Origin of the sequence: Tsuneonella amylolytica (assembly GCF_003626915.1) — a bacterium.
GTDB classification, from domain to species: Bacteria; Pseudomonadota; Alphaproteobacteria; order Sphingomonadales; family Sphingomonadaceae; genus Tsuneonella; species Tsuneonella amylolytica.
This window is the reverse complement of record NZ_CP032570.1, coordinates 184,585-209,519: the sequence shown is the minus strand read 5'-3', so window position 1 is coordinate 209,519 and position 24,935 is coordinate 184,585. Positions and strand designations below refer to the sequence as shown.

Annotated in this window: 25 protein-coding genes; 16 read left to right on the top strand and 9 right to left on the bottom strand. The window is 67.3% G+C overall.

Translation table 11 applies throughout. The features are described from left to right. Positions 1-33: 33 nt before the first annotated feature. Positions 34-450, bottom strand: a complete 417-nt coding sequence (locus D4766_RS01010) for a hypothetical protein (RefSeq protein ID WP_162935612.1) — start codon at positions 448-450, stop codon at positions 34-36. A 36-nt stretch (positions 451-486) separates the two neighbouring features. Beyond that, positions 487-1,926, bottom strand: coding sequence for an AMP nucleosidase (locus D4766_RS01005; RefSeq protein WP_120715776.1), 1,440 nt, complete (start codon positions 1,924-1,926; stop codon positions 487-489). Between the two features lie 78 nt (positions 1,927-2,004). Between D4766_RS01005 and D4766_RS01000 the strand changes: the two genes are divergently transcribed. Then, positions 2,005-2,625 carry a DedA family protein gene (locus D4766_RS01000; RefSeq protein ID WP_120715775.1) on the top strand — a complete coding sequence of 207 codons (621 nt, stop codon included), beginning with the start codon at positions 2,005-2,007 and terminating at the stop codon, positions 2,623-2,625. On the opposite strand, the gene D4766_RS00995 is transcribed toward D4766_RS01000, so the two are convergent. From D4766_RS00995 to rph, 4 genes are read right to left on the bottom strand one after another with little or no spacing between them, the layout of a single operon-like run. Next, positions 2,622-3,512, bottom strand: coding sequence for a tyrosine recombinase XerC (locus tag D4766_RS00995; protein ID WP_120715774.1), 891 nt, complete (start codon positions 3,510-3,512; stop codon positions 2,622-2,624). The two genes, D4766_RS01000 and D4766_RS00995, sit on opposite strands and share 4 nt — an antisense overlap. Further along, positions 3,509-4,654 carry a radical SAM family heme chaperone HemW gene (gene hemW, locus D4766_RS00990; protein ID WP_120715773.1) on the bottom strand — a complete coding sequence of 382 codons (1,146 nt, stop codon included), beginning with the start codon at positions 4,652-4,654 and terminating at the stop codon, positions 3,509-3,511. Before hemW ends, D4766_RS00995 begins: the two co-directional genes overlap by 4 nt. Positions 4,655-4,664: 10 nt before the next feature. Then, the gene (rdgB, locus tag D4766_RS00985; RefSeq protein WP_120715772.1) at positions 4,665-5,294 is read right to left on the bottom strand and encodes an RdgB/HAM1 family non-canonical purine NTP pyrophosphatase; all 630 of its coding nucleotides are present in this window, start codon (positions 5,292-5,294) and stop codon (positions 4,665-4,667) included. Further along, entirely contained in the window at positions 5,291-6,007 is a 717-nt protein-coding gene (gene rph, locus D4766_RS00980) for a ribonuclease PH (protein ID WP_120715771.1), read from the bottom strand. The genes rdgB and rph overlap by 4 nt, the downstream gene beginning before the upstream one ends. 80 nt (positions 6,008-6,087) lie before the next feature. Here rph and hrcA point away from each other — a divergent pair, with 80 nt between their 5' ends. From hrcA to D4766_RS00960, 4 genes are read left to right on the top strand one after another with little or no spacing between them, the layout of a single operon-like run. Further along, on the top strand, positions 6,088-7,131 hold the full coding sequence (hrcA, locus tag D4766_RS00975; RefSeq protein WP_120715770.1) for a heat-inducible transcriptional repressor HrcA: 1,044 nt from the start codon (positions 6,088-6,090) through the stop codon (positions 7,129-7,131). A 10-nt stretch (positions 7,132-7,141) separates the two neighbouring features. Continuing rightward, entirely contained in the window at positions 7,142-7,732 is a 591-nt protein-coding gene (locus D4766_RS00970; RefSeq protein ID WP_120715769.1) for a nucleotide exchange factor GrpE, read from the top strand. A 6-nt stretch (positions 7,733-7,738) separates the two neighbouring features. After that, the gene (locus D4766_RS00965; RefSeq protein WP_234024843.1) at positions 7,739-8,968 is read left to right on the top strand and encodes a threonine synthase; all 1,230 of its coding nucleotides are present in this window, start codon (positions 7,739-7,741) and stop codon (positions 8,966-8,968) included. A gap of 55 nt (positions 8,969-9,023) precedes the next feature. Then, entirely contained in the window at positions 9,024-9,734 is a 711-nt protein-coding gene (locus D4766_RS00960) for a VV20781 family protein (RefSeq protein WP_162935611.1), read from the top strand. A gap of 13 nt (positions 9,735-9,747) precedes the next feature. On the opposite strand, the gene D4766_RS00955 is transcribed toward D4766_RS00960, so the two are convergent. Together D4766_RS00955 and D4766_RS00950 are read right to left on the bottom strand one after the other, a co-directional pair. Further along, positions 9,748-10,200 (bottom strand): vgr related protein, encoded by a 453-nt coding sequence (locus tag D4766_RS00955; RefSeq protein WP_162935610.1) that lies wholly within the window; start codon positions 10,198-10,200, stop codon positions 9,748-9,750. Between the two features lie 80 nt (positions 10,201-10,280). Continuing rightward, positions 10,281-10,766 (bottom strand): copper chaperone PCu(A)C, encoded by a 486-nt coding sequence (locus D4766_RS00950; protein ID WP_120715767.1) that lies wholly within the window; start codon positions 10,764-10,766, stop codon positions 10,281-10,283. Between the two features lie 117 nt (positions 10,767-10,883). On the opposite strand from D4766_RS00950, the gene dnaK reads away from it, so the two are divergent. From dnaK to D4766_RS00935, 3 genes are all read left to right on the top strand, one after another. Further along, positions 10,884-12,881: a molecular chaperone DnaK gene (dnaK, locus tag D4766_RS00945; protein ID WP_120715766.1), complete on the top strand. Its 1,998-nt coding sequence runs from the start codon at positions 10,884-10,886 to the stop codon at positions 12,879-12,881. Positions 12,882-12,952: 71 nt separating this feature from the next. Beyond that, a complete protein-coding gene (gene dnaJ / locus D4766_RS00940) occupies positions 12,953-14,074 on the top strand; it encodes a molecular chaperone DnaJ (RefSeq protein WP_120715765.1) in 1,122 nt (373 codons plus the stop codon). Then, on the top strand, positions 14,071-14,538 hold the full coding sequence (locus D4766_RS00935; RefSeq protein ID WP_120715764.1) for a low molecular weight protein-tyrosine-phosphatase: 468 nt from the start codon (positions 14,071-14,073) through the stop codon (positions 14,536-14,538). The genes dnaJ and D4766_RS00935 overlap by 4 nt, the downstream gene beginning before the upstream one ends. On the opposite strand, the gene D4766_RS00930 is transcribed toward D4766_RS00935, so the two are convergent. Next, complete coding sequence (locus tag D4766_RS00930; RefSeq protein WP_120715763.1) at positions 14,535-16,850, bottom strand: patatin-like protein; 2,316 nt, start codon at positions 16,848-16,850, stop codon at positions 14,535-14,537. The two genes, D4766_RS00935 and D4766_RS00930, sit on opposite strands and share 4 nt — an antisense overlap. Positions 16,851-16,922: 72 nt before the next feature. On the opposite strand from D4766_RS00930, the gene radA reads away from it, so the two are divergent. The 8 genes from radA to D4766_RS00890 all read left to right on the top strand — a co-directional run bounded on the left by radA (position 16,923) and on the right by D4766_RS00890 (position 24,902). Beyond that, positions 16,923-18,290 carry a DNA repair protein RadA gene (gene radA, locus D4766_RS00925; protein WP_120715762.1) on the top strand — a complete coding sequence of 456 codons (1,368 nt, stop codon included), beginning with the start codon at positions 16,923-16,925 and terminating at the stop codon, positions 18,288-18,290. Between the two features lie 17 nt (positions 18,291-18,307). Further along, positions 18,308-18,847 (top strand): CvpA family protein, encoded by a 540-nt coding sequence (locus tag D4766_RS00920; protein WP_120715761.1) that lies wholly within the window; start codon positions 18,308-18,310, stop codon positions 18,845-18,847. Beyond that, entirely contained in the window at positions 18,844-19,287 is a 444-nt protein-coding gene (locus D4766_RS00915; protein ID WP_194955778.1) for an iron-sulfur cluster assembly scaffold protein, read from the top strand. Before D4766_RS00920 ends, D4766_RS00915 begins: the two co-directional genes overlap by 4 nt. A gap of 36 nt (positions 19,288-19,323) precedes the next feature. Then, positions 19,324-21,051: an MFS transporter gene (locus D4766_RS00910; protein WP_120715760.1), complete on the top strand. Its 1,728-nt coding sequence runs from the start codon at positions 19,324-19,326 to the stop codon at positions 21,049-21,051. Continuing rightward, complete coding sequence (locus D4766_RS00905) at positions 21,048-22,088, top strand: alanine racemase (RefSeq protein ID WP_120715759.1); 1,041 nt, start codon at positions 21,048-21,050, stop codon at positions 22,086-22,088. Before D4766_RS00910 ends, D4766_RS00905 begins: the two co-directional genes overlap by 4 nt. An 88-nt stretch (positions 22,089-22,176) precedes the next feature. Continuing rightward, positions 22,177-22,734 (top strand): polyhydroxyalkanoate synthesis repressor PhaR, encoded by a 558-nt coding sequence (gene phaR / locus D4766_RS00900; RefSeq protein ID WP_120715758.1) that lies wholly within the window; start codon positions 22,177-22,179, stop codon positions 22,732-22,734. A 36-nt stretch (positions 22,735-22,770) separates the two neighbouring features. Beyond that, a complete protein-coding gene (gene proS / locus D4766_RS00895) occupies positions 22,771-24,315 on the top strand; it encodes a proline--tRNA ligase (RefSeq protein WP_194955777.1) in 1,545 nt (514 codons plus the stop codon). Positions 24,316-24,335: 20 nt separating this feature from the next. Continuing rightward, positions 24,336-24,902, top strand: coding sequence for a DUF805 domain-containing protein (locus tag D4766_RS00890; RefSeq protein WP_120715756.1), 567 nt, complete (start codon positions 24,336-24,338; stop codon positions 24,900-24,902). Positions 24,903-24,935: the final 33 nt, after the last annotated feature.

The following is a 24,935-nucleotide window of genomic DNA, read 5'->3' as shown; positions in this document are numbered from 1 at the left end:
GAGGCTATCACGCGACCCGCTGCGTGCAACTGGCTAGCCCAACGAGCCGATCACGGCCTGCTGGAACTCTCCGATCGCATGACCGATCGCGAGCGCGGGAAAGAGGAGGCTCGCCGCAGCGGCAAGTATCGCCATGCCTGCGCTGGCCGCGACGACCATTCCGACAACCTTCCCACTGTCGATCCCGACCATCAGCGTGCGCCAGATCATCATCAGCGTCACCAGCGCGGTGACCGGGAGGCCGAAGAAAGCGGTCAGCATGAGTATCCCGCGCGCGATGCTCGCGTCCCATGCCTGCATCGTGCTCACCGTCGCCAGCCAGACAAGGCCCATGCCGTAGAACGCGGCGAACGGCAGAAGTTCGTCACGCACCTTTTCCGGCCAGTCGCGATCATCGTACTCGTCCATCATCGGTTCTCCTTCGAACCGGTCGATGGACGGCCCAGGCATGAAAGCCATGAGGCGCGGGTGAGGAGCGGCTGAATTTTAACGGAACGGCGGTTCGTTGAAGGCACGCAGTTTGCGGCTGTGCAGGCGCTCGCCCTCTTCGCGAAGCCGGCGGCAGGCGGCGACGCCAATCTGGAGGTGGGCTGCAATCGCCTCCTCGTAGAACTTGTTGGCCTGGCCCGGCAGCTTGATCTCGCCGTGCAGCGGCTTGTCGCTGACGCAAAGCAGGGTGCCGTAGGGGACCCGGAAGCGATAGCCTTGCCCGGCGATCGTGGCGCTTTCCATGTCGACCCCCACCGCGCGGCTCAGGCTCATGCGACGTGCGCTGCTGGTGTAACGCAGTTCCCAGTTCCGGTCGTCGGTCGTCACCACCGTCCCGGTCCGCATCCGCTGCTTGAGGTCCGCACCGTGGCGGCCAGACACTTCTTCGGCCGCGCCGTAAAGCGCCTGCTGGACTTCGGCGATCGCGGGCAGGGGAATTTCCGGCGGCAGAACCGGGTCGAGCACGTGATCGTCGCGCAAATACGCGTGCGCTAGCACGTAGTCGCCGATCTTCTGACTGGGACGCAAGCCGCCGCAGTGGCCGATCATCAGCCACGCTTCGGGCCGCAGCACGGCGAGGTGATCGGTGATCGTCTTCGCGTTCGACGGACCGACGCCGATGTTGACGAGGGTGATTCCGCTGCGGTCCTCGTTGATGAGGTGGTAGGCCGGCATCTGGTGCCGCCGCCATGCGGTATCGGACAGTTGCATCCGCGCGTTCTGCCGCTTTTCGGTCAGCAGCAGGCCGCCCGCCCCGGCGAGGGCGGAATACCCGTTGCTGCCGAGTTGCTCGGCCGCCCAGTCGACGAACTCGTCGACGTAGCGGTGATAGTTGGTGAACAAGACGAAACGCTGGAAGTGTTTCGTGTCGGTGCCCGTGTAGTGAGCCAGCCGCGCCAAGCTGAAATCGGTGCGCAGGCCGTCGAACAGCGACAGCGGCATCGCATCGTCGGGGCTTCCGATCTCGATGCCGTCGGCCAGTTCGTCGCCGATCAGCGCGAGTTCGGTGGCGGGAAAATGGCGCGCGAGAATCTGCGGGGCGATGCCGGCCAGTTCGGCCCCCGCCTCCCCGTCGAGGACGTAAGGGAAGGGGATCTCCTGCCGCGATGGGCGCACCTCGATTTCGACCGCGTAGTCGGCGGCCATAAATTCGAGCTGTTCCTTGAGGTACGGCGCGAACAGCTTGGGCCTGGTTACGGTCGTGGCATAGGTGCCGGGCGCGTTCAGGCGGCCGTAGGCGCGGCCCTTGCTGCCGGTCGGCGGCTCGCCGGCATAGCGCACGACGAGTTCCGGGTAGGCGTAGCTGCCGTCGAGGCGTTTCGCGGTCGGCGGCAGCGCGCCGCCCCGCGCATAGGCGAGAATGTCGGCGCGCAAGGTGTCCACTGCGCGGTCGTAAAGTTCGGTGATTTGCGAAAGGATCGAGTCGACGGATTGCATCTATGGCCGATAGCGCGAGGTCGGCGCATTTGCCAAGCCGCCGCCGGACCCCATCGCGCGCATGGTCGTTGTCCGCCCATGCACGACTTCATCATCGAGGCGATCGCCCGCGGCGGCTACGTCGGTATTTTCCTGCTGATGGCGCTCGAGAACGTATTCCCGCCGGTGCCGAGCGAGGTCATCATGGGGCTCGGCGGGGTACTCGTGGCTCAGGGGCGCATGCAGTTCTGGCCACTGCTGATCATCGGGACGCTGGGTACGGTCGCAGGCAATTGGGTCTGGTACTGGATCGGCGACAAGTGGGGCTACGAACGGACGCGGCCCTTCATCGACCGGTGGGGACGCTGGCTGACGATCGAGTGGCACCACATGGAGGCGGCCAGCCGCTTCTTCCATAACCGGGGCCAATGGGTGGTGTTCTTCCTACGGTTCAGCCCGCTGATGCGGACCATCATTTCGCTTCCCGCTGGCCTTGCGCACATGTCGCTGTGGAAGTTCCTGGCGATGACGTTCGCCGGGTCGGCAATCTGGAACGCGGTGCTGATTTTGGGTGGCAGAGCGCTGGCTGGCTACATCGAGAAGTACAACGTCGTGTTCGGATGGATCATCGTCGGCCTGATCGGCCTGGCAATCGTCGGCTACATCTGGCGTGTTGCCACGTGGAAGCCGCGGGCCGAGCGCGCCGGGGCGGAGGACTAGTCGCCGCGGGGATGCGCCTTGCGATAGGTGTCGAGCAGCGTGGCGGCATCGACCCGCGTATATATCTGCGTCGAGCCGAGGCTGGCATGGCCGAGCAGTTCCTGCAGGCTCCTGAGATCTGCGCCCGCGCCCAGCAGGTGCGTAGCGAAGCTGTGACGCAGGGCATGGGGCGTGGCGGTGGCAGGCAGGCCCAGCGCGATGCGGGCCTTCGCCATCGCTTTCTGTACCATTCCCTGCCCGAGCGTGCCGCCCTTCGCCCCGCGGAACAGCGGCTCGTCGCGTGCCGCCGGCCATGGCGAGCGCGCGGCGTAATCCGCGACGGCAGCGCGGACGATCGGAATCAGCGGCACGACCCGCTGCTTGCCGCCCTTGCCGGTCACCGTCATAGTTTCGCCCAGGGGAACTTCGCCGCCGGTCAGCGACAGCGCCTCCGCGATCCGTAGCCCGGCGCCGTACATCAGCAGCAGGACCGCTCGATCGCGCGCCCCGATCCAGTCCTCCGCCGCGCTGTCCGCGACGAGGTCGGCGACATTGACCGCTTCGTCCGGGGTCACGGGGCGGGGCAGACCCTTTTTCATCCGCGGGCCGCGCAGGCGCGGCGGCGTCGCGTCCGCGCCGATTTGGGACCGCGCGAACGCGACGAAGCCCTTGAGCGCCGACAGTTCGCGAGCCGCCGACGCGTTGGCGAGCCCGTCGGCCCGGCGCAAGGCCAATTGCCGGCGCAAGGCCGGACCATCCATCGCCGCGACCGGGGGCCAATCCTCGAGTCCCATTGCGACGAGCAGGCGATCGGCCGCGGCAACGTACGCCCGCACAGTGTGGGGACTGCGCCGCCGCCCGTCGCGCAGATGCGCGCCCCAGGCTTCGAGCAGGTCCGCCTTGCTCACGCCGCCACCAGCGCCTCGGGCACCAGTTCGCCGAGCAGCGCATCGAGCAAGGGCATGCCTGCCTCAGTCACCCCAACGCAATCGCCTTCGGTCCAGACGAAGCCGAGGTCCCGGTGGAACGTGAGGCGCCGCGGATCGATCAGCTCGTCGATCCCGAACCGTGCGCGCATGGCGGAAAGGTCAACCCCTTCGGCAAGCCGCAAGCCCATGAGGAGCGCTTCGGACGCCTGTTCGCGCAGGCCAAGTGCGCGTTCCTCGACGATGCCGTGGCCGTGCCGTTCTATGGCGGCCAGCCAGTTCTCGGGCTTCTTGTGCCGCAAGGTCGCATGCCCGCCGCGCCGCCCGTGCGCGCCGGGTCCGATTCCGGCATAGTCGCGGTAGCGCCAGTAGGTGAGGTTATGCCGGCTTTCCTGCTCCGGCGCCGCGTGGTTGGAAATTTCGTAGGCCGGCAGCCCGGCCGCTGCGGTCATCGCGCGCGTCACGGCGAACAGGTCCGCCGCGGGGTCGTCGTCCAGCGGCTCGAACGCGCCCGTCCGTACGTCGGTTGCGAAGCGGGTGCCGGGCTCGATCGTCAATTGGTAGAGCGACAGGTGATCGGTGCCGAGAGCGAGCGCGCGCGCCAGTTCGGCCCGCCATTCCGCCTCGGTTTGCCGCGGGCGGGCGTAGATGAAATCGGAGTTCACGCGGGCGAACACCCGCTGCGCCGTGTCGAGTGCGCGCAGGCCCTCGTCGGCGCTGTGCAGGCGGCCGAGAAAGCGCAGTGCCTCGTCGTCCAGCGATTGCAGACCGAGCGAAACCCGGTTGACGCCTGCCGCCGCGAGCCCGGCGAACGCCGCCGCTTCGACGGAAGACGGATTGGCTTCCAGCGTGATCTCTATGCCGGGAGCGAACCCCCACAGTCGCTCGGCCTCCGCCAGCAGCGAATCGACGAGGGCAGGGGGCATCAGGCTCGGCGTGCCGCCCCCGAAGAAGATCGACTCCAGCGCCTCCCCGCCGGCAAGCGCAGCCTCGTGCCGCATGTCGGCAAGCAGCGCGGCCTGCCATGCACCGATGTCCAAGCCGGAGCGCACGTGAGAATTGAAGTCGCAGTACGGGCATTTCTTCAGGCAAAACGGCCAGTGGATATAGAGCGCGCGCGCCATGGCCGGCAGTTTAGCGGGCGAACTGGTCCGCGACCAGCTTGGCAAAGGCATCGGCCCGGTGACTGATGCGGTGCTTTTCGTCCCGGTCGAGCTCGGCGAAAGTCGTATCGCGCCCGGTTGGCACGAAGACGGGGTCGTACCCGAACCCGAGCGTGCCGCGCGGCGGCCAGGTGAGTGAGCCGTCGACGCGGCCTTCGTAGACCGCGGTCTCTCCGTCGGGCCATGCGAGCGCGAGGACGCAGCTGAACCACGCATCGCGCGGGGCGTCCGGCCCCCGTTGCTGGAGCATCCCCTCCACTTTGCCCATCGCCATGTACCAGTCGCGGCCCGGTTCCCCTTCGAACCACTGCCGTTCAGCCCAGTCGGCCGTATAGACCCCCGGACGCCCGTCGAGCGCGGCGACCGACAACCCGCTGTCATCGGCCAGCGCGACCAGCCCCGACGCCTCCGCCGCCGCCCGCGCCTTGAGCAGCGCGTTGGCGACGAACGTGGTGCCGGTTTCCTTCGGCTCGGGCAGGCCGAGCGATCCGGCGCTGATGCATTTCACGCCGTACGGTTCGAGCAGCGCGCCGATTTCCTTCAGCTTGCCCGCGTTGTGCGTGGCGATGACCAGCGAGCCCGAACCGATGCGGCGTGTCATGCGCGGGTCGCTTCGTCCTGCGCCTTGAATACCTGCGCGCAGCCGATCTGAGCGAGGCGAAGGAGACGCAGCAGACCTTCCTCGTCGTAGGTCGCGCCTTCGGCGGTGGCCTGCACTTCGGCGATCTTGCCGCCTTCGATCAGCACGAAGTTGGCGTCGGCATCGGCCGAGCTGTCCTCGATGTAGTCGAGGTCGAGCACCGGCGTGCCGTTGTGGATGCCGCAACTGATCGCCGCGACCTTGCCTGTGATCGGGTCTTCCTTGATCGCGCCTTCGGCCATCAGCTTGTCGACCGCCAGCCGGAGCGCGACCCATGCTCCGCTGATCGAGGCGGTGCGGGTGCCGCCGTCGGCCTGGATGACGTCGCAATCGAGCACGACCTGCCGCTCGCCGAGTTTCTTGAGATCGACCACGGCGCGCAGGGACCGCCCGATCAGGCGCTGGATTTCCTGCGTCCGCCCGCTTTGCTTGCCCTTTGCCGCCTCGCGCTGGCCGCGCGTGTGGGTCGCACGCGGGAGCATCGAGTATTCGGCGGTCACCCAGCCTTCGCCCTTTCCGCGCAGCCACGGCGGAATCCGGTCCTCCACGGAAGCGGTCACGAGCACACGGGTTTCGCCGAAGCTGACCAGGCAGCTACCCTCGGCATGCTTGGTGAAACCGGTTTCGATGGTGATGGCGCGCATCTCGTCGGGCGCACGGCCGGAAGGTCGCATGGGTATTCCTTTGTGAGTCGTGCCCCGCGCCTAGGCCCAAGCCCCTTGCCGCCGCAAGTGGCGGGCCTAGATTGACCGCAATGCCGACACCCCCCGTCTCCGAACTGAGCACACGCGCGCGCGATGTCTTCCGCATGGTCGTGGAAGGGTATCTGGCACACGGCACGCCCGTGGGCTCAAAGACGCTGGCGACCGAGGGCGGGCTCAACCTGTCGCCCGCCTCCATCCGGTCGGTGCTGGCCGAACTCGAGCAGTTGGGCCTGCTGGCCGCGCCGCATACCAGCGCGGGGCGGTTGCCGACCACCAGCGGGCTGCGCCTGTTCGTGGACGGGATGATGCAGGTCGCCGAGCCGTCGCCCGAGGAACGCCGGGTGATCGAGCAGCGATTGTCCGCGCCCGGCCCGGTCGAGGCGGCATTGGAGGCGACGAGCGCGCTCCTGTCGGACATATCGGGGGCGGCGGGCATGGTCATGGTCCCGCGCCGCGAACCTAGGCTCGTGCAGTTGTCGCTGGTCTCGCTCGCGCCGGATCGCGCGCTGGCGGTGTTGGTGGGCGAGGACGGCAATATCGAGAACCGTATCGTCGCGCTCGACGCGCCGGTCCCGCAATCGGCGCTCGACCAGGCCGGCAACTACATCACCGCGCGCCTTGCGGGGCGGACGCTGGCGGAAGCCGCTGTCTCCATGCGGGCGGAGCTCGCCGCCGGACGAACCCAGCTCGACAGCGCGAGCCGCGATCTGGTCGAACGCGGGCTGGCGGTCTGGAGCGAGGATGCCGCCCGCCGCCCGGTGCTGATAGTGCGCGGGGCGGCGAACCTGCTCGACGAAAGCACGCTGGGCGACATCGAGCGGGTGCGGCAGCTGCTGGACGATCTGGAAAGCAAGCAGGCGGTGGCCGAACTGCTCGAATCGGCGCGCGCGTCGGAGGCGACGCGCATCTTCATCGGGGCCGAGAACCGGCTGTTTGCGCTCACCGGTTCGTCGGTAATCGCCAGCCCCTATCGCGACCGCGAGGGCAAGGTCGTTGGTGTGCTCGGCGTCATCGGCCCGACGCGGTTGAATTACGCGCGGGTGGTCCCCATGGTGGATTTCACGGCCCGGTCCCTGGGCAAACTGATCGGATAGACGAAGACCAATGATCGAAGACAACAAGCAGGCGGCCGACGAGGCCGTGGCGAAGGAACTCGAAGGCGTACCCGCCGACATGATCGACCCTGATGCGACCGGGGCCGAGGACGCGGAAGAAAAGGACGATCTCTCGACCGCGCTCGAAGCGCTGAAGAGCGATCTCGACGCAGCGAAACAGGAAGTGCTCTACGCCCGCGCCGAATCGCAGAACGTGCGGCGCCGCGCGGAAAAGGACGTGGCCGATGCCCGCGCCTATGCCGCGACCGGCTTCGCGCGCGATATCCTGTCGGTCTACGACAACCTCGTCCGCGCGATCGAGGCGATCCCGGCCGAACTGCATGACGATCCGCGCCTCAAGGGTCTCGTGACCGGGGTCGAGGCGACCCAGCGCGAGGTGGAGAAGGTCTTCGGCAGCCACGGCATCAGCCGCATCGCCGCGCACGGCCTGCTGCTCGATCCCAATCAGCACCAGGCCATGCTCGAGATCCCGACGGAGGAGCACGAACCCGGCACCGTGGTGCAGGAAATGCAGAGCGGGTGGATGATCCGCGACCGCCTGCTGCGTCCGGCGATGGTCGGCGTCGCGAAGAAACCCTGAACCGGCGTGGCGCTCACCGATAACCTGTCGGGCGAGCGCCCGACCTTCGTTACGCACCTCGAATGCTCGCTCACCGGCGAGCGGTACGATGCCGACACACTGCACGGACTGTCCGATGCCGGCCGACCGTTGCTTGTCCGTTACGATCTCGACGCTCTCGGAAAGGCGTTGTCCCGGGACGATCTATGCGCTCGCCCCACCGACCTCTGGCGGTGGCGCGAACTGCTCCCTGTCCGCCGCACCGACAGCATCGTCAGCCTCGGCGAGATCGAGACGCCGCTGATACCGGTCCCGAATTGCGCCGGGCCCAACGTCCTCGTGAAGGACGAGGGGCGGCTCCCCACCGGAAGCTTCAAGGCACGCGGGCTGGTGATGGCCGTCGCGATGGCCAGGGAACTCGGCGTCACCCGCATCGCGATGCCGACCAACGGCAATGCCGGCGCGGCGCTCGCCGCCTATGCGACCCGCGCGGGCATCGAGACGGTAATCTTGTGCCCCGACGATACGCCCGAGATCAACGTCCGCGAGATCGGCGCGCAGGGTGGCCGGGTCTACCGCGTCGACGGCCTCATCGACGAATGCGGCGCGATCGTGGGGAAGGGCGCGGCCGAGGGGCTGTGGTTCGACTTCTCGACGCTCAAGGAGCCATATCGGATCGAGGGCAAGAAGACGATGGGCCTCGAACTTGCCGCCCAGCTCGGCTGGCGGCTGCCCAAGGCGATCTTCTATCCGACCGGCGGCGGCACCGGCCTCATCGGCATGTGGAAGGCATTCGCCGAGCTCGAGGCACTGGGCTGGATCGGCAGCGAACGGCCGAAGATGTTTGCCGTCCAGGCGAGCGGCTGCGCGCCGATCGTCAAGGCCTGGGAAGACGGCGCCGAACATGCCGAGCGCTGGGAAGACGCCGATACCATCGCGATGGGGATCCGCGTGCCGAAGGCCGTCGGCGATTTCCTGATCCTGCGCGCGGTCCGCGAAAGCGGCGGCAGAGCGATTGCGGTGGACGATGCCGACATCCTCGCCGCTGTGGACGATTGCGGCAAGCAGGACGGGCTGCTGCTGTGTCCCGAGGGCGGGGCGACCCTTGCCGCGTGGCGCAAGGCGGTCGCCGAGGGCTGGATCGACGAGACCGACGAAGCGGTTCTCTTCAATTGCGCGACTGGTCTCAAGTATCCGCTGGCCGACAATTCGGGCACGCTCGACAAGGCCGATCTGCCCGATCTTTCGACGCTGTAATTTCGTTCATCTCCGGTTTCTTCCGTCGGCGTAGCAACGCGGCGGGAGGAAGCAAATGAGACGGATAATCGCCACGAGTCTCGCTGCCGGGCTGATGCTCGGCGCATGCCAGTCCATCACAACGGTTGAAGGCTTCGACGCTGCCGCGTCGCGCGGGGAGGTCGTCAGGATCGACGGTCGGGGGGTGGGGCAATCGGGCCGGTTCGTCATCGCGCCGCTCGGCACTGCCGGCATCTTCAAGCGCAGCGCGCAGTCGCGGACGGTGAATGGCGACAAGTTGGCGATCGGCGATCTCGCGTTCTCGCTTATGGGCGGGGAGTTCGACGGGTTGTCCGCGGAATGTGCCCATTCGCGCGAGACGTTCGAAATTTCGGAGCAGGTTTCGCGCCGCACTACGGTGGGGGCGAGTTATCTGACCGGGCCATACGTCCTGACCTGTGGTTTCTACCGCGACGGAGAGCCCCTCGGCGGCATCGCGATGCACGAGGAGGTAGGTGGCTCTATCGGCACCGCGCGATCGGGGGGCGGCGAAGTCGGCCCGGTGCGGATGCGGGTTACGTCTCTGCATTCTTCACCGGGGTTGGCCATCCCCTCAGGCAGCCCGCTCGGCTATGCGATGGATTTCGAAGATGGCGGGGAAGCCGTGCTGTTCGCGAACGGGTTCGATCGACGGGTGGCCTTGCCGCGCACCGGCCGGGACGAGCGCGCGGCCGCACTGCTTTCGGGTATCGTGCTGTCGCTCGTGTGGGATCCCGGCGACGACTGAGCGGTGCGCGAACTCACCCCGCACCGGGAAAGCGCACCAGAAGATCGTACGCCGCGACGTCGGACACGCCCGCGACCGCCACCCCGTTGCGCAGCCAGAAGGCGTGCTTCACGATCTGCGCCTGCTGTTCGATGCCGTATCTCTCCAGATTCCAGCCAGGCTTGAGGCTGTAGTCGTAGCGGCAGAACGGGTGGCGGTGGAGGAGGAGGTACCAGTCCCCGCGCGTCTGGGTTTGCCAGACGTGGGTCATCTCGTGGATGAAGAGGCCTTGCGCGATCCGGCCGGCACCGGCGAAGTCGTCGCAGTAGGCGGTACCGGCCGGGTGGAAATGGAGGTGCCCGCGCGGCGCCATCGTGGTGTTTCGCGGCTGGAAGGGAAAGAACTTGCGCCGTCGGATCGTCACTCTGTTGTAGTCGATCGCGGTGCCAAACACGCTGCGGGCGAGCGCGATCTCGCCGTCCGTCAACCTGCGGTCCCCGCCCGCGGGGCAGGCGGGGGGCGCAGGTTCGTCGTGGCTTTCGAGGCCGAGATCGTCGACCGCTTCGTTCAGCGGTCTTCCCCGGCGGCCCTGATCGGCGCGTCGAACGTCTGGCGTCCGCCGCCCGAGACCATGATCGTGACCTTGGCGGTGCCGCCGGGCTGCAGCGAGGCGTCGGGGTCCATCGCCATCAGGTGCTTGCCGCCCGGCTCGAACGCGATCCGGTCGCCGTTCTTCAGCGGCACGGGCAGCATATCCATCATCTGCACCTTGAAGTCGTATTCGCCGTAATCGTGGAACATCGCCGACTTCGTGCCTTCGACCTCGCCTTCGCCCTTGAGCGCGACGTTGCGGTCGCCGTCGTAGGCGAGGTCGAAATAGACCGCCGCCGGGTTGCCGGCTACAGGTGCCAGGACCATGCGCGGGTTGGTGATCGTCATGCCGGGAATGCCGGCTTGTGCGCCAGCCTCGGGCGTGGGCGCGGCGGTCTCTCCGCACGCCCCCAGCCCGAGCGTGGCACAGGTCAGGGCGAATGCCAGAAGCGGCCGTTTCATATCGGTTTCCCCTCGTTGGAAGTCGGGTGGGGACTAGCCGCCGGGTTCCCTTGTGCCAAGAATTTCCGCTCCTATATCGCCCACGCAATCCGAGCCGCCGAGGGGGCCCTGCCGCGCATGCGGGGGGACCGATGGGCGGTGTCCAACAAACCCCGGCAGAAGCCGGCCCAATCGAATAGGGAAGACATGGCCAAAGTTATCGGCATCGACCTCGGCACCACCAACTCCTGCGTTGCCGTCATGGACGGCGGCAAGCCCAAGGTCATCGAGAATTCCGAAGGTGCGCGCACGACGCCCTCGATCGTCGCCTTTACCAAGGACGGCGAGCGCCTGATCGGCCAGCCGGCGAAGCGCCAGGCGGTCACGAACGGCGACAACACGATTTTCGCGGTCAAGCGCCTCATCGGCCGCCGCTTCGACGACCCGGTGACCAAGAAGGACACCGAGCTCGTCCCCTACACCATCACCAAGGGCAAGAACGGCGACGCGTGGGTCGCGGCCGGCGGCGAGGACTACTCGCCCAGCCAGATCTCCGCGTTCATCCTCCAGAAGATGAAGGAAACCGCCGAAAGCTACCTCGGTGAAAAGGTCACGCAGGCGGTCATTACCGTCCCGGCGTACTTCAACGACGCCCAGCGCCAGGCGACCAAGGACGCAGGGCAAATCGCCGGCCTTGAAGTGCTGCGCATTATCAACGAGCCGACCGCGGCCGCGCTCGCCTATGGCCTCGAAAAGAACGACGGCAAGACCATCGCGGTCTACGACCTCGGTGGCGGCACCTTCGACGTCTCGATCCTGGAGATCGGCGACGGCGTGTTCGAAGTGAAGTCGACCAACGGCGACACGTTCCTGGGCGGCGAGGACTTCGACACCGCGATCGTCGAATACCTCGCGGACCAGTTCAAGAGGAAGGAGAACATGGATCTCCGCACCGACAAGCTGGCCCTCCAGCGGCTGAAGGAAGCCGCCGAGAAGGCGAAAATCGAGCTGTCGAGCGCGCAGACCACCGAGATCAACCTCCCCTTCATCACCGCGCGCATGGAAGGCGGCAGCACGACCCCGCTGCACCTGGTCGAAACAATCAGCCGCGCCGACCTCGAGAAGATGGTCGCCAAACTGATCGAGCGCACCAAGGGCCCGATGCAGAAGGCGCTCGAGGATGCGGGCATCAAGGCGAGCGACATCGACGACGTCGTGCTCGTCGGCGGCATGACCCGCATGCCGCGCGTGCGCGAGTTCGTGAAGGAGTTCTTCGGCAAGGAACCGCACACCGGCGTGAACCCGGATGAGGTCGTCGCCATGGGCGCGGCGATCCAGGCGGGCGTGCTTCAGGGCGACGTCAAGGACGTGCTGCTGCTCGACGTGACCCCGCTGTCGCTGGGCATCGAGACGCTGGGCGGCATCATGACCCGCATGATCGACCGGAACACCACGATCCCGACCAAGAAGGCGCAGACCTATTCGACCGCGGAAGACAACCAGAACGCGGTGACCATCCGCGTCTTCCAGGGCGAGCGCGAGATGGCGCAGGACAACAAACTGCTCGGCCAGTTCGACCTGGTCGGCATCCCGCCCGCACCGCGCGGCGTGCCGCAGATCGAGGTGACCTTCGACATCGACGCCAACGGCATCGTCAACGTGTCGGCCAAGGACAAGGGTACGGGCAAGGAACAGCAGATCCGCATCCAGGCCTCGGGCGGTCTCAGCGACAGCGACATCGACCAGATGGTGCAGGATGCCGAGAAGTTCGCCGAAGAGGATAAGAAGCGCCGCGCTTCGGCCGAAGCCCGCAACCAGGCCGACAGCCTCGTGCATGCGACCGAGAAGCAGCTCGAGGAGCACGGCGACAAGATCGACGCCGGGTTGAAGGGCGAAGTCGAGGCCGCGATCGCCGAAGTGAAGACCGCGCTCGAAGGCGACGATGCCGAGGCGATGAATGCCAAGGCGCAGGCGCTGACCGACGTCGCGATGAAGATGGGTCAGCAGATCTACCAGCAGGAGCAGGCTTCGGCCGGCGCACCTGAGGGTGATGCTGCGGCGCCTTCCGAAGGCGGAACTGACGACGACGTCGTCGATGCCGAGTTCTCGGAAGTCGACGAAGACGCCAAGGGCTGATCGCCTGATGGAAAACCGGCCCGCCACCGGTGCCCAGTGCACCGGTGGCGGCTGAGTTTGGGGCAGGGACAATGGCAGCCGAAATCGATTTCTACGAAGTGCTGGGCGTCTCCCGCGATGCGGACGGGGCAACCATCAAGAGCGCCTATCGCAAACTCGCGATGCAGCACCATCCGGATCGCAACGCCGGGTGCAAGGAGAACGAGGACAAGTTCAAGGCCATCTCGGTGGCCTACGAATGCCTCAAGGATCCGCAGAAGCGTGCGGCCTACGACCGGTTCGGCCACGCCGCGTTCCAGCAGGGCGGCGGGCCGGGCGGTTTCGGCGGCCAGCAGGATTTCGGCGATATCGGTGACATCTTCGAGACGATTTTCGGCAGCGCATTCGGCAGTGGCGGCGGGCGGCAACAGGCGCGCCGCGGCGCGGACTTGCGCTACGACATGGAGATCGGCCTCGACGAGGCGTTCGACGGTGCCAGTCGCCAGATCGAGATCGAGGTCAGCCAGACCTGCGATACTTGCCACGGCTCGGGCGCGACGCCCGGCACCGGTGCGCGGCGCTGCAACCTGTGCAGCGGCATGGGCAAGGTGCGCGCGAAGCAAGGTTTCTTCGTCGTGGAGCGGGCCTGCCCCAACTGCCACGGCCGCGGCGAGGTGATCGAAAGCCCTTGCCGCGCCTGCCACGGCGAGGGGCGCATCGACCGCGAGCAGGCGATCGACGTGGAGATCCCGCCCGGCGTCGATACCGGCACCCGCATCCGCCTGTCGGGCAAAGGTGAGGCAGGGCCGCATGGCGCCCCTCCGGGCGACCTGTATATCTTCGTCCACGTCAAACCGCACAGCGTATTTCAGCGCGAAGGCACGACCCTGCTCACCCGCGCGCCGGTGAGCTTCACCACGGCTGCGCTCGGCGACACGATCGAGATCCCCGACCTGGGCGGCGACACCCATACGGTCACCATCCCGGCGGGCATCCAGAGCGGTAAGCAGTTGCGCGTGCGCGGCGCGGGCATGCCGGTGCTGCAGGGCCGCGGACGGGGCGACATGGTGGTGGAGATCGTCGTCGAGACACCGACGAAGCTGAGCCGCGTGCAGAAGGAAATCCTGCAGCAGTTTCGCGACACCGAGACCGGCGACGAATGTCCCGAGAGCCGCGGTTTCTTCGAACGGATCAAGGAAGCGTTCGGCGGGTGAGCCGCAAGCCGGCGATCCTGTTCGTCTGCCTCGGCAACATCTGCCGCTCGCCTTTGGCCGAAGCCGCCATGCGCGCCGAAGCGGAGAGGGCGGGGCTCGACATCGAGATCGATTCGGCCGGCACGTCCGACTGGCACGTCGGCAAGCCGCCCGATCCGCGCTCGGTCGAAGTCGCGCGCGCATGGGGCGTCGATATCGCGCACTCGCGCGCGCGACAGGTATGCGAGGATGACTTCCGCCGCTTCACACACATCTACGCGATGGATGACCAGAACCTCGCCGACTTGCGAGCGATTGCGCCAGCCGATGCGACTGCGGAGACCTCGCTGATCCTCGACACGATCAGGGGCCGCGAAGGGGCCAGCGTCAGCGATCCCTATTACGACGGGGAAGACCAGTTCGAGTTCACCTGGCAGGACGTTACCACAGCTGCGCGCGCGATCGCCCGGCGTATCGCAGGCTAGGCTGGAAGCTTCTCCTCTACCTCCTGCCGCAGCTGCGGCACGAGGCTGCGATCGGCGGTCAGCCGGCCCTCCTCCTCGTCGAGGATGGCAAGAAACGCGCGGCGCTTGAATGCGGCGCGTTCTCGTTCCTCGAAACCGTCCACCGTCGAGCAGACGAGGTCGATCATCCGCTCCGCCCCGTGCAGGCGGCCCCACAGGTAATCGTTCTCGCGGTAGGCCCGGCTGAAGAACGCCCCGAAGTTGTAGAATTCGGTCCCGCGCAGCGTCGCGCGCGTGCCGCCGGCGCGGATCGACTTCGCATCTTCCGGACTGATCCGGTCGACCTTGACCGCGTCGAATTCGGTCAGCCCTTCGTTCTGCAGCAGGGGCAGGGTCGCGACGTCGTAGAACGGGAAGCCCAGGTAGGCGAGAAGCACCCGGCGGCGCAGTTCGCGCGGCATCGCCTCCAGCGCTTCGGCCAGCATGCGTTCGGCTTCCAAGTCGACCTCGGGAAGGAGACGGCGCTCCGCCAGCGCATCGAGCACCGCGCCGGGGTCCTCCATCACTTTCTCGGCCAGCGGCACGAAATCGTCGCCCAGCGGCGCCCCGCCTTCGCGCGCGAAGTAGAGCGCGAGGATGCGGTAGATCGCCTCGCGCGCATCCTCCAACGCATCGTCGGGAATGGTCGCGTCCGCCTCCCACTCGCGCGAAAGCCGGCGGGCGATGAGGCGCAGGCGGCGCACCCGGAAGGCGAGATCGTGCGCCCGCAGGAACGCGATCGCTCCCTCGCTCGCGCCGCCGCCGGGATCCGACAATATCGCGAGGCCGCGCGCATCGAGCTCGCGCCGCAGCCGCGCGGCGATCGGCGTCGCATCCACGATTTTCAGGCCGGGGGCGTTCTCGCGGATCGTCTGGGCGAGCGTGTCGACGATCCCGGCCACCTTGGACTGGGCATAAGGCTGGAACGCGTAGCCTGCGCGCTCCGCCGCCGCGACCTGCGCCTTGTTGCGCCATGCGGCGAGGCGCTTGGGCGTCGGCCGGTCGAGAAACAGCGTCATGCCGAACAGTTTTTCGACCGCCGTTTCGACCTCGGATCGGAGCGCGGCGACGATCCGCTGCAGCTTCACCGCCTGGCGCGATTGCGCTTCGATCACCTCGAGGTTGTCGCGGATCGGCTGTTCGCGCGGGATCGTGGACAGCGAGCCGAAGATCGCCGCGAAAAAGCCCACCGGCTTGTCGACGCGGGCCCCGATGTCGCCGAACCGGTCGGGCCGCGGGTCGATGTAGACGAAACGCCGGTCGACCTCGCGCTGGGCGGGGCGGGCGGGCAGGGCGGCCCGCGCCGCAGCGAACGGCGCATTGACGAGCACCGATCCGTCGATCAACGAAACATGCGCCTCGTTCCCCTGCCGTATGTGCACCGGCATGATCCGTTCGAGGAACGCCGCCCGTCCGGTCCAGTCGCGCCCCGATTCTTCGGCGAGCGCGTCGATCTCCTCCAGCCGCAAGGGCGGGAAGGCGCCAGGAAAGCTTGCGGTGGCGCGCGCGGCGAACGTCAGTTCCAGCGGATCGGCGATGCCCGTTCCGCCATCGCGCGGAGTACGGGCCCGGAATGCGATCGGGGTGCGGTGCTCGCTTTCCTCCACCACCGGCGGGCTATGGAGCGCCAGCAGCGAGAGATACCCTCGAAAATCCGTCGCGGTGACGAACAGGTCGAGCGGATGGCGCGGCGGCAGCAGCGGCGCTTCGACCGGACCGCCCGCCATCGCCTCAAGCCCGTCGAGCAGCAGGCGGGAGAAACCGGGCCCCGAAAACGGCGGCTCGAACCAGCGGCCTCGGACAAGGGCCGACACCTTGCGGCGCACTTCGGCGCGGGTCTCGGGTGCGACGCTTTCGCTCACGACATTGCCCGGGCGACGCAGGATCCACCACGCGAGCGGCTGTGCCCAGATCTTGGCAAATCGCCAGGCGGGGCGCGCATCCTTCGCCGTCAGCCGCTCGACGTCCGCCTGCGTCAACCACAAGTCGGTCAGCGGCTCGAGGCTCTGGCCCGAATGGATCGCCTGGGCGAGGAAGACCGCGTTGATCCCGCCGGCACTCGCCCCGGTGACGATGTCGGGCAGCACCCGCAGCCTAAGTTCGTGGCTGTCCTGCAACCGGTCCAGCAGATCGCGATAGACGGCGCGGATACCCGATGCCGGTTCGCCTTCCCCGAGGAAGTCGCGACTGGCACGCGCAAGGTGCCACAGCTCCTTGGTCACGCCGTGCATGTACACCGCCAGGCTGACCCCGCCGTAGCAGACGAGCGCTATCCGCAATTCCTTCTGCCGCATCGCGCGTGACCTTGGCGGGGGATTCGCGCAAAGGCAATTGCGTTCCACAAATGTTCCCGCTACCCGCCGGCGATGGCCAAGACCAAACGCCGCTACCTGTGCCAGGCCTGCGGGTCCGTCAGCCACCGCTGGCAGGGCCAGTGCGCCGATTGCGCGGAATGGAACACGCTGGTGGAGGACGCGCCGGCGAGCGTGTTTTCGATGAAGCACGACCTTTCGAGCGGGGGGCGGGCGGTCGTGTTCGAGTCGCTGAATGCCCCGTCGGAGCCGCTGGTGCGCCTGCCGACCGGGCTCGCCGAATTCGACCGGGCGCTGGGCGGCGGGTTGGTGCCGGGATCGGCGATCCTCATGGGCGGCGATCCGGGCATCGGCAAATCGACGCTGCTGCTCCAGACGGCGGGCGCGGTGGCCAAGCGGGGGGCGAGCGTCGTCTACGTCAGCGGCGAGGAAGCCGCCGCGCAGGTGCGGATGCGGGCGGGGCGGCTCGGCCTCGCCGACGCGCCGATCAAGCTGGCGAGTTCCACCAGCGTGCGCGATCTTCTCACCACGCTCGGCACGATGCCGCCGCCGTCGCTGCTGGTCATCGATTCGATCCAGACCATGCACTCCGACACCATCGAGGGCGCGCCCGGCACCGTCAGCCAAGTCCGCGGTTGCGCGTTCGAACTGATCCGCTACGCCAAGGAAAACGGCGTGGCGATGGTCCTGGTCGGGCACGTGACGAAGGACGGCAGCATCGCCGGGCCGCGCGTGCTGGAACACATGGTCGACGTGGTCATGGCGTTCGAGGGCGAGCGCAGTCACCAATACCGCATCCTGCGCGCGATCAAGAACCGCTTCGGTGCGGTCGACGAGATCGGCGTCTTCGCGATGGAAGGGGCAGGGCTCGCCGAAGTCGGCAATCCCTCGATGCTGTTCCTCTCTGGCCGCGAGGAGCCGCTGGCCGGCAGCGCGGTGTTCCCGGCGCTGGAGGGGACCCGGCCTGTGTTGGTCGAAATCCAGGCACTGATCGTGCGCCTGCAATCGGGGGCGACCCCGCGCCGCGCGGTAGTGGGTTGGGACAGCGGGCGGCTCGCGATGCTTCTCGCGGTGCTTGAATCGCGCTGCGGCCTCAATTTTTCGTCCGCCGAGGTCTATCTCAACGTCGCGGGCGGTTACCGTCTGTCCGACCCGGCAGCCGACGTGGCGGTGGCCGCGGCGCTCGTTTCCGCACTGGCCGACAAGCCACTGGAAACGCGCGGTGTCTGGTTCGGCGAGGTCTCGCTGGCGGGCGAAATCCGCCCCGTCGCCCACGCCGGGCTGCGGTTGCGAGAGGCCGCAAAGCTGGGGTTCGGGCACGGCTACGGTCCCGCCGATGCCGACACCGGTTCACCCGGACTTAACTATCGGGGCTTAAGCCGCCTGGGCAATCTCGTTGACCGGGTAATGGCGCAGGCATAAGTATTCCCTCAATCGCAATGACGGGTTTCGACATCATCGTGCTGACCATCGTCGCCGTCGCGGCGATAGGCGGCTTCATGCGCGGTTTCGTGCAGGAGGTGCTTTCCCTCCTCGCGTGGGCCGTCGCGATCCTGGCCATCTACAACCTGCACACGCCGCTCTACGAATGGCTGGTGCTGCGCATCGGCAATCCGACCGGCGCTGCCACGCTCGCCTTCGCTCTGCTGCTGCTGATCCCCTACGCCGGGATGAAGCTCATTGCGGGACGCCTCGGCGAAAGTTCGCGCACCTCCTTCCTCGGTCCGATCGACCGTGTGCTCGGCTTCGGATTCGGGGCGATCAAGGGGGCGGTCGTGGTCACCTGCGCCTTCGCCTTGCTCGTGCTGGGCTACGACGCTGCCTGGGGCATTGCGGGCCGGCCGGGATGGGTCGTGCAAGCGCGCACCTATCCGCTCGTCAACGCAAGCGCGGATGCGCTGGTCAAGATGATCGACAATCGCGGCAATTCGTCGCGCGATACGCAAAGCGAAGCCGCTCCGGCCGACGAACCCGCGTGACCGGCGACCGCGGCGGCGCGAAGCTTTACACTCCCGATCTCCTCGCGCTCGCGGTTTCGCTGGCGAACCGCCCCCTGACGGGCGACCTGCCGCTGAGGGGCGAAGCGCGTTCGCGCACTTGCGGCAGCGCCGTGACCCTCGGCTGCCGGACGAATGCTGCGGGTTCGATCGAGGCGCTGGGCGTTCGCGCGACCGCGTGCGCGGTGGGACAGGCGGCTGCCGCGATCTTCGCCGACGGAGCCGGAGGCCAGGACCGCGATGGCATCGCAGCCCACCGAACCTGTCTCGGCCGATGGCTCGACGGCGAGGGGCCGGCGCCCGAATGGCCGGGGATCGAGCGCCTCGAGGCGGCACGCGAATACCCCGGCCGGCACGGTGCGATCGTGTTGGCGTGGGATGCCGCGCTCGACGCGCTTTCCAAGGGCGGGGACCCTCGCTAGAGCCGCCGGCGGATCAGAGAGGGAGCCGCCATCGCCATGAGCGAGATCGCCGCCACGCCGGGGGCCCGGCCGTCGCACCGGGAACCGACGCCGGAAGAAATACGCCTCGTCATCGCGGCCTCCAGCGCGGGGACGGTCTTCGAATGGTACGATTTCTTCATCTACGGTACGCTCGCCGCGCTGATCGGCAAGGCGTTCTTCCCGGCCGATAACGAGACGCTGCAGCTTCTCCTCGTGTGGGCCGGCTTCGCGGTCGGCTTCGGGTTCCGGCCGCTGGGCGCGGTCCTGTTCGGGTTTCTCGGCGACCGGCTCGGGCGCAAGTACACCTTCCTCGTCACGGTGACGCTGATGGGCATCGCCACCGCCGGCGTCGGCCTCATCCCCTCGGCCGCCAGCATCGGCATCGTCGCCCCCATCATCGTCATCGTCCTGCGCATCCTGCAGGGCCTTGCGCTGGGCGGGGAATACGGCGGAGCGGCGATCTATGTCGCCGAACACGCACCGCCGGAGCGGCGCGGTTTCTATACGAGCTTCATCCAGGCCAGCGTGGTCGGCGGCTTCGTCCTGTCGATCGTCGTCGTCATCCTGTGCCGCACCTTCATCCCCGAAGACGCTTTCGCGGACTGGGGATGGCGGGTGCCGTTCCTCCTCAGCCTGATCCTTCTCGGCATCAGCCTGTGGATGCGCCTGAAACTGAGCGAGAGCCCGGTATTCCAGGCCATGAAGGAAGCGGGCGAGACCGCGGGCAATCCCTTCGTCGAAAGCTTCACCTACCCCGGCAACAAGAGGCGCATCTTCGTCGCGCTGTTCGGGGTGGCGGGCGTACTGACGGTAATCTGGTACACCGCGTTCTTTTACGGCCTGTCGTTCCTGCGCGGACCGATGCGGGTGGACGAACGGTTGACCGAGATCGTCATGCTGGTGGCCGGCCTCATCTCGATGAGCTTCTATGTGATGGTCGGCAAATGGTCCGACCGGGTGGGACGCAAGAAGCCGCTGATCATCGGCGCGATCGCGACGCTGGTGTTCGTGTTCCCGATATTCTGGGGGCTGGGTGCGCTTGCCAATCCGGGGCTTGCGGAAAGCGCCCGCGTTGCGCCGATCCACGTCGCGGGGCGCGACTGTCGGTACGATCCGTTTGCCGAACGGCAGGCCAGCCCGTGCGGCCGGTTGCTGCAGGACCTTACGTCGCTGGGTGTGTCCTACGACATCCTGCAACCGATGGACGCCGATCAGAAGGCTGAGATCGCGAATGATATCGCGACAAGTGCGGTACCCGTGCGGACACAGGCGGTCGCAACACCATCCACGTTATTCGTGCCCGAAGATTTCCCGGGCGAAGATGCGGAGCGAAAGATCGCGGTGCAGGAGCGTCTGGAAAGCCTGGGCTACGACTTCGCGAAGCAGGTGCCCCCGTTCGGCAACATCGTCGGCATCGTCGCGCTGCTATGCGCATTGGGAATGCTATCGGCGCTGACATACGGTTCGGTGGCGGCGCTGCTGGCGGAGATGTTCCCGGCGCGCATCCGCTATTCCTCGATGTCGATCCCCTACCACATCGGGGCCGGCTATCTCGGCGGGTTCCTGCCGCTGATCGCAGGGTACATCGTCGCGAGCACCGGCAATGCATACTCCGGGCTGTGGTACTGCTGGGTGGTGATGGCGTTCGGCCTGCTGGTCGCCTGGTGGGGCATTCCCGGCGGCCCGCCGCGCGACTTCGAGGACAGCGGCGAACTGCCGCCGGTCTCACCGTCCATCCCATGACCGACCTGCCGCCGCCGTCCCTGCGGCTCGACCTCGATGCCGCGGCACTGGCGGCGAACTGGCGCACGCTCGACCGGATGTCGGGCAACGCGGCGGCGGGGGCGGCGGTCAAGGCCGACGCCTATGGTCTCGGCACCGCGAACGTGGTCCCCGTGCTGGCCGAGGCGGGCGCCCGCGACTTCTTCGTCGCGCATTGGAGCGAGGTGCCCGGCGTCATCGCGCACGTGGAGCCTGAACGCGTGTCCGTGCTGCACGGACCGCTGACCGATGCCGACTGCGCCTTCGCCCGGGCTACCGGCGTGCGGCCCGTCCTCAACAGCCTGCCGCAAGTTGCGCGATGGAAGGCGAGCGGCGGCGGGCCATGCGACATGATGGTCGACACCGGCATCAACCGGCTCGGCATTCCGATGGCGTCGATCGGCGACCCGGCATTGGCGGGGCTCGAGGTCCGGACGCTGATGTCGCACCTCGCCAGCGCCGACGAGGACGTCGATCTCAACGCCCGGCAACTCGCCCGCTTCCGTGACGCAGCCGCAGCGATCCCGGCGCGGCGCCGCAGCCTCGCCAACAGCGCCGGTATCGCGCTGGGTCCGGACTTCGCGTTCGACCTCACCCGCCCCGGCCTCGCGCTCTACGGCGGGGTGCAGCGCGCCGAGATGGCGGGGCGGATCGCGCAAGTCGCGTATCCCCGCGCCGCCATCATGCAGGTGCGCGAGATCACGCCGGGGGAGGGGGTCGGCTACAATGCCGCGTTCGTCGCCGACCGGCCGATGCGCGTTGGAGTGGTGTCGTTGGGCTATGCCGACGGGTTCCTGCGCTGCTGGGGGGCGCGTGGTGCGCTGCGGCACGGTGGGACAGACCTGCCGCTTCTGGGCAAGGTATCGATGGACATGGTCGTGGTCGACCTCGCCGCTGCACCGACATTGCGCGAAAGTGATTGGATCGACGTTCCCTACGACCTGCCGTCCGGCTCCGCGATATCGGGCCTGTCGCAGTACGAGATGCTGACGACGCTCGGCCTCCGCTTCCGCCTCTGAAATGCTGCGCACAATCGGTGCAGCACGTGTTGCGTTGCGATAGCTGCGGGTGCTATCTCGCAGGCGCACAATCGAACGGGGACCGCATATGGCCAAGCGCGCGAGCGAAGACGGCGTCGTCACCATCAAGAAGTACGCCAACCGCCGGCTCTACAACACCGGTACCTCGAGCTACATCACGCTGGACGACCTGGCCCGGATGACGCGCGAGAACGTGGAGTTCAAGGTCCTCGATGCCAAGACCGGCGACGACATCACGCATACGATCTTGACCCAGATCATCATGGAAGAGGAATCGAGCGGCGGCGAACAGATGCTGCCGATCAGCTTCCTGCGGAACCTCATCGCGATGTACGGCAATTCGATGCAGTCGATGATGCCGAGCTACCTCGACGCCATGATGGACAACTTCCGCGAAAACCAGTCCAAGCTGCACGACGCCTTCATGGCGCGCGCCGGCGGCACGCCGCTTGGCAAGATCGCGGAAACGAACATGGCGATGATGCGCGCCGCCGCCGACACCTTCATGCCGCGCAAGGCCGAACCCAAGCCGGCGCCCAAGGCGGAAGCCACGTCGGACGAGATCGCCGAACTGCGCGCGCAGATGGCCGCGATGCAGAAGAAGCTCGACGACCTCGGGCAGTAAGCCCGCACAACTCCTCATTTTTTCGAAAGCATACCAGTGTCCCAGATCCGCCACGCCCTGTCGGTCAAGCGCGCCGACGATTTCGCCGCATGGTACCAGGAGGTCATCTCAGCCGCCGATATGGCCGAAGAGTCTGGCGTGCGTGGCTGCATGGTCATCAAGCCGTGGGGCTACGGCCTTTGGGAGCGCATCCAGCGCCTGCTCGACGACCGGATCAAGGCGACGGGCCACGACAACGCCTATTTTCCGCTGCTCATCCCCCTCAGAAACTTCGAGCGCGAGGCCGAGCACGTCGACGGGTTTGCCAAGGAGATGGCAGTCGTCACCCACCACCGCCTGATCGCCGGGCCGAACGGCGGCCTGATCCCCGATCCCGACGCCAAGCTGGAGGAACCGTTGGTCATCCGCCCGACCAGCGAGACGATCATCGGCGACGCGATGGCGCGCTGGGTCCAGTCGTGGCGAGACCTGCCGTTGAAGCTCAACCAGTGGGCCAACGTCATGCGTTGGGAAATGCGCACGCGAATGTTCCTGCGCACCAGCGAATTCCTCTGGCAGGAAGGGCACACCGCGCACGAGACCGCGGACGAGGCAAGAGAGCACACTCTGCGCATGCTCGAGGTCTATCGCGCCTGCGCCGAAGAGGACCTCGCGCTGCCGGTCATCGCCGGCGAGAAGCCCGAGAACGAGCGCTTTCCCGGCGCGGTGGAGACCTGGTCGATCGAGGCGATGATGCAGGACGGCAAGGCGCTGCAGGCCGGCACCAGCCACTACCTCGGCACCAACTTTTCCCAAGCGAGCGGCATCAAGTTCCAGGATCGCGACGGCGGGCAGCAGCTTGCCCATACGACCAGCTGGGGCGTGTCGACCCGCATGATCGGCGGCGTGATCATGGTGCATGGCGACGACGACGGGCTGAAGGTTCCGCCCGCCATCGCGCCGTGGCAGGTCGTGATCGTGCCGATGCTGCGCGAGGACGACGGCGATGCCGCGCTGCTCGCCTACTGCGAAGGCTTGCGCGCGAAGCTCGCCGCCAGCGATGCGCTGCGCGAACCGGTGCGCGTTTATCTCGACAGCAAGCCCGGCAAGGCCGCCGCCAAGCGCTGGGACTGGGTGCGCAAGGGCGCTCCGATCATCGTCGAGGTCGGCGGGCGCGACATGGAAGGGGGCAAGGTCAGCATGCTGCGCCGCGACCGTCTTTGGAATACGGACAACGGCAAACCCGCGTTCGAGTATCCGCAACTGGACGAAGCGGCATCGGCGATCCCCGGCATCCTGGAATCCATGCAGGCGAGCCTGCTGGCCGATGCGGCCGCGGTGCGCGATGGTCGGATCGACCGCACGGTCACCGACTTGGCGGGGATCGAGGCCCACTTCGCCGAAGGGGTGAAGAACCCCGGCTGGCTCGAGGTGCAATGGTCGAAGCCAACGGGCGCCGCCCTCGAAAAGGTGGTCGAGCAGCTCAAGGCCCTGAAGCTCACGCTGCGCAACGTGCCCGCCGATGCAGCGCCGGCCGACGGAGCCTGCGTTTTCACGGGCGAAACCGCTCAAGAGCGGGTGCTGGTCGCGCGGGCCTATTGAACCGGGAAGGGGGCAGTCTCATGATCGAATCCATCAGGTATCACCTGGGCCATCTGTTCGACCTGTCCGGGCGCGAGGCGCGCACGACATTCTGGTTGTGGGTGCTGGCCGTCATCATCCTCAACATCGTCGTCAGCATCGGGTTCAGCCTCTCGACGACCGCCGATGCCATGGGGGCCGCGATGGAGAACGCGGGCCGCCAGGATGCGGAAGAAATGCGCCGTACGGTCATGGCCTCGATGCTGCCCGGAATGAAGACCATGCTGTGGGTCAGCATCGGCCTGTCGCTGGTCAATTGCGTCCTGCTCGGCGCAGCGCTGGTCCGCCGGGCGAAGGACGCCGGGCTGCCCGGTGCGATCGTCCTGATCCCGTTCGCCGCGCTGGCGCTCAGCACGTGGTTCGCGATTGACCAGATCGGCGAAATGGAAACCATTCTCGCCGCTGCGCTCGATCCCCGGTCGGTTCAGGATGCGGCTGCGATCGAGCAGGGATCGCCGCTGAAGGCGCTGATCGGGTGGGTGCCGCTGATCTCGCTCATCGCGATCGGATTGCTGAAGTCGAAGGGCGCATCGCAAACGGGTGACTGACGGCTTGCAATGCAAACGGGGCTGGCCGACAAC

What these genes read in the sequence shown, in the direction of transcription:
- D4766_RS01010 (WP_162935612.1), bottom strand. Translation starts at nt 450, where the DNA reads ATGCCTGGGCCGTCCATCGACCGGTTCGAAGGAGAACCGATGATGGAC.
- D4766_RS01005 (WP_120715776.1), bottom strand. Translation starts at nt 1,926, where the DNA reads ATGCAATCCGTCGACTCGATCCTTTCGCAAATCACCGAACTTTACGAC.
- D4766_RS01000 (WP_120715775.1), top strand. Translation starts at nt 2,005, where the DNA reads ATGCACGACTTCATCATCGAGGCGATCGCCCGCGGCGGCTACGTCGGT.
- hemW (WP_120715773.1), bottom strand. Translation starts at nt 4,654, where the DNA reads ATGGCGCGCGCGCTCTATATCCACTGGCCGTTTTGCCTGAAGAAATGC.
- rdgB (WP_120715772.1), bottom strand. Translation starts at nt 5,294, where the DNA reads ATGACACGCCGCATCGGTTCGGGCTCGCTGGTCATCGCCACGCACAAC.
- rph (WP_120715771.1), bottom strand. Translation starts at nt 6,007, where the DNA reads ATGCGACCTTCCGGCCGTGCGCCCGACGAGATGCGCGCCATCACCATC.
- hrcA (WP_120715770.1), top strand. Translation starts at nt 6,088, where the DNA reads ATGCCGACACCCCCCGTCTCCGAACTGAGCACACGCGCGCGCGATGTC.
- D4766_RS00970 (WP_120715769.1), top strand. Translation starts at nt 7,142, where the DNA reads ATGATCGAAGACAACAAGCAGGCGGCCGACGAGGCCGTGGCGAAGGAA.
- D4766_RS00960 (WP_162935611.1), top strand. Translation starts at nt 9,024, where the DNA reads ATGAGACGGATAATCGCCACGAGTCTCGCTGCCGGGCTGATGCTCGGC.
- D4766_RS00950 (WP_120715767.1), bottom strand. Translation starts at nt 10,766, where the DNA reads ATGAAACGGCCGCTTCTGGCATTCGCCCTGACCTGTGCCACGCTCGGG.
- dnaK (WP_120715766.1), top strand. Translation starts at nt 10,884, where the DNA reads ATGCGGGGGGACCGATGGGCGGTGTCCAACAAACCCCGGCAGAAGCCG.
- dnaJ (WP_120715765.1), top strand. Translation starts at nt 12,953, where the DNA reads ATGGCAGCCGAAATCGATTTCTACGAAGTGCTGGGCGTCTCCCGCGAT.
- D4766_RS00930 (WP_120715763.1), bottom strand. Translation starts at nt 16,850, where the DNA reads ATGCGGCAGAAGGAATTGCGGATAGCGCTCGTCTGCTACGGCGGGGTC.
- radA (WP_120715762.1), top strand. Translation starts at nt 16,923, where the DNA reads ATGGCCAAGACCAAACGCCGCTACCTGTGCCAGGCCTGCGGGTCCGTC.
- D4766_RS00920 (WP_120715761.1), top strand. Translation starts at nt 18,308, where the DNA reads ATGACGGGTTTCGACATCATCGTGCTGACCATCGTCGCCGTCGCGGCG.
- D4766_RS00910 (WP_120715760.1), top strand. Translation starts at nt 19,324, where the DNA reads ATGAGCGAGATCGCCGCCACGCCGGGGGCCCGGCCGTCGCACCGGGAA.
- D4766_RS00905 (WP_120715759.1), top strand. Translation starts at nt 21,048, where the DNA reads ATGACCGACCTGCCGCCGCCGTCCCTGCGGCTCGACCTCGATGCCGCG.
- phaR (WP_120715758.1), top strand. Translation starts at nt 22,177, where the DNA reads ATGGCCAAGCGCGCGAGCGAAGACGGCGTCGTCACCATCAAGAAGTAC.
- D4766_RS00890 (WP_120715756.1), top strand. Translation starts at nt 24,336, where the DNA reads ATGATCGAATCCATCAGGTATCACCTGGGCCATCTGTTCGACCTGTCC.